We start from the raw sequence: 2,379 nt of genomic DNA on the forward strand, positions 1-2,379 counted from the left end.
CGACCTTCATGAAGGTCGACAGGTAGTCGCGCGGGGCGAGCAGCATCCACACCGGCAGCACCGAGGCGGCGAATCCGTAGCCGATGATGCACCAGGACAACGTCACCGGAGACAGCGTGAACCATGCTGTGCCCCAGGATGTGTCGGCCACCCACTTGCCAGCGGCGACCGCGCCGAGCAGGGCGACGACCCCAATCACGGAAACCTCGGAAACCCGGCCTGGCCGCAGGAACCGCAGGTAGAACCCCATGAACAGGGCGATGGGAATCGTCATCGCGATGGAGAACACGCCCCAGGGACTGACGGCCAATGCCCGGACCACGATCAGGGCGAGCACCGCGATCAGGATCACCATGATGACCAGCACCCCGATGATCGCGGCGGCACCGCCGATCGGGCCGAGTTCCTCGCGGGCCATCTGACCCAGCGACCGGCCCCGTCTGCGTACCGAGCACCACAACACCAGGTAGTCCTGCACGCAGCCGGCCACCACCGCGCCGATCACGATCCAGATGGCGCCCGGAAGGTAGCCCATCTGGGTGGCCAGCACCGGCCCCACCAGCGGGCCCGCCCCGGCGATTGCGGCGAAATGGTGGCCGAAGAGCACCCGGCGGTCGGTCGGCAGGTAGTCGGTGCCGTCCTCGAAGATCTCTGCGGGGGTGGCGTGGTCATCGCGCGGGCGCACGATGCGTTGTTCGATAAGCCTTGCGTAGAAACGGAATCCGATGATGTATGTGCACACCGCGGCGACCACGAACCACACGGCGTTCACCTGCTCGCCACGGGCGAAGGCGATCGACGCCCACGCCACCGCGCCTGCGACGGCGAGCCCGCCGAACACCAGTTTGTGGCGTGCGGAGATCGGGGAGCGGTCGATGACCGCCACGGGGGGCAGCTCCGGATCGGTATGCACATACGTGACCGGCCCGTCGCGTCGTTCCACCATCTCCGGCGCGGTCGGTACGGCCACGAGTACCTCCTGGGGGCCTGCTAGCGATGCCCGAGGGGCAGCGGTTTCCGAGCGGAACGATAGCTTGTCCTAGATTCTCAACTACTAGATTTTCGGTAACCGTGGCGAAGGGGTGTACATGGACATCAACGGCAAGAAGGTCATCATCGTCGGCGGCGCCTCCGGAATGGGGCGTGCTTCAGCGGAGCTGTTGGCCTCGCGAGGAGCCGACGTGGCGATATTCGACCGCGAGGGCTCCGAGGGCAAACAGGTCGCGGACGGGTTCGGCGGGACCTTCTACCCGGTGGACATCACCGACTTCGACGCCACCGAGCAGACCCTGGCCGCAGCGGTCGAGGCTCTGGGCGGGCTGCACGTCATCGTCACCACCGCCGGCGGCGGTATCGCCAAGCGCACCTTGTCCAAGTCCGGCCCGCACGACCTGGAGTCCTTCCGCGCGGTGATCGACCTGAACCTGATCGCCACCTTCAACATCAACCGGCTGGCCGCGGCACACATGAGCGTCAACGAACCCGAAGACGACGAACGCGGCGTCATCATCAACACGGCCTCCATCGCCGCCTTCGAGGGGCAGATCGGCCAGGTCGCCTACACCGCCGCCAAGGCGGGCGTCGCCGGTATGGCCCTGACCATGGCGCGCGACCTCGGTTCGGTGGGCATTCGGGCACTCGCGATCGCGCCCAGCCTGTTCGCCACCGGCCTGACCAAGGGCATCCCGGACGAGTACGTCACGGCCCTGACCAAGGACGCGGCATTCCCCAAGCGCTTGGGCCGGCCGGAGGAGTTCGCGAAACTGGTTGCCGCTGTCGTCGACAACCCGATGCTCAACGGCCAGTGCCTGCGCCTGGACGCCGGCCAGCGCTTCGCCCCCAAGTAAACGAATACCAGGAGACTTCCCATGGGAATTGGAGTAACCGACGACCACCGCGAACTGGCCGAGGTGGCCCGCGGTTTCTTGACCGCGCAGAAGGCCCGCTCGGCCGCGCGTGCGCTGCTGGACGCCGACGACGAGGCACTGCCGCCGTTCTGGAGCGAACTTGCCGCGCTGGGCTGGCTTGGCCTGCACATCGGTGAGGAGTACGGCGGCTCCGGCTTCGGGCTGCCCGAATTGGTGGTGGTGATCGAGGAACTCGGCCGGGCGGTTGCTCCGGGCCCCTTCGTTCCGACTGTCATCGCATCAGCCGTGATCGCCGCGGCCGGCACCCCCGAGCAGCAGGCGCGTCTGCTCCCGGGGCTGATCGACGGGTCGGTCACCGCCGGGGTGGGGCTGGCCGGTGACGTCGCCCTGGACGGCGGGGTGGCCTCCGGTGACGCGGGGGTGGTGCTGGGCGCGGGCCTGGCCGACCTGCTGCTGGTCGCCGCCGGCGAGGACGTGCTGGTGCTCGAGCGGGACCGGGCGGGAGTCAGCG

At 68.2% G+C, this 2,379-nt stretch carries 3 protein-coding genes; 2 read left to right on the forward strand and 1 reads right to left on the reverse strand.

Going from position 1 to position 2,379, the window contains the following annotated elements:
- Nucleotides 1-970 (reverse strand): carbon starvation CstA family protein (locus LI92_RS20945; RefSeq protein WP_046322359.1); only part of this gene is annotated, 970 nt, incomplete at its 3' end.
- A gap of 118 nt (nucleotides 971-1,088) precedes the next feature.
- Here LI92_RS20945 and LI92_RS20950 point away from each other — a divergent pair.
- Both LI92_RS20950 and LI92_RS20955 read left to right on the forward strand, forming a co-directional pair.
- Nucleotides 1,089-1,847, forward strand: a complete 759-nt coding sequence (locus tag LI92_RS20950; protein WP_046322362.1) for an SDR family NAD(P)-dependent oxidoreductase — start codon at nucleotides 1,089-1,091, stop codon at nucleotides 1,845-1,847.
- 21 nt (nucleotides 1,848-1,868) lie between these two features.
- The coding region (locus tag LI92_RS20955) for an acyl-CoA dehydrogenase family protein (RefSeq protein ID WP_046322360.1) at nucleotides 1,869-2,379 on the forward strand (511 nt) is incomplete at its 3' end.

The sequence above is a fragment of the Mycobacterium sp. UM_Kg1 genome, assembly GCF_000972925.1.
Classification (GTDB): domain Bacteria; phylum Actinomycetota; class Actinomycetes; order Mycobacteriales; family Mycobacteriaceae; genus Mycobacterium; species Mycobacterium hiberniae.

What these genes read in the sequence shown, in the direction of transcription:
- LI92_RS20950 (WP_046322362.1), top strand. Translation starts at nt 1,089, where the DNA reads ATGGACATCAACGGCAAGAAGGTCATCATCGTCGGCGGCGCCTCCGGA.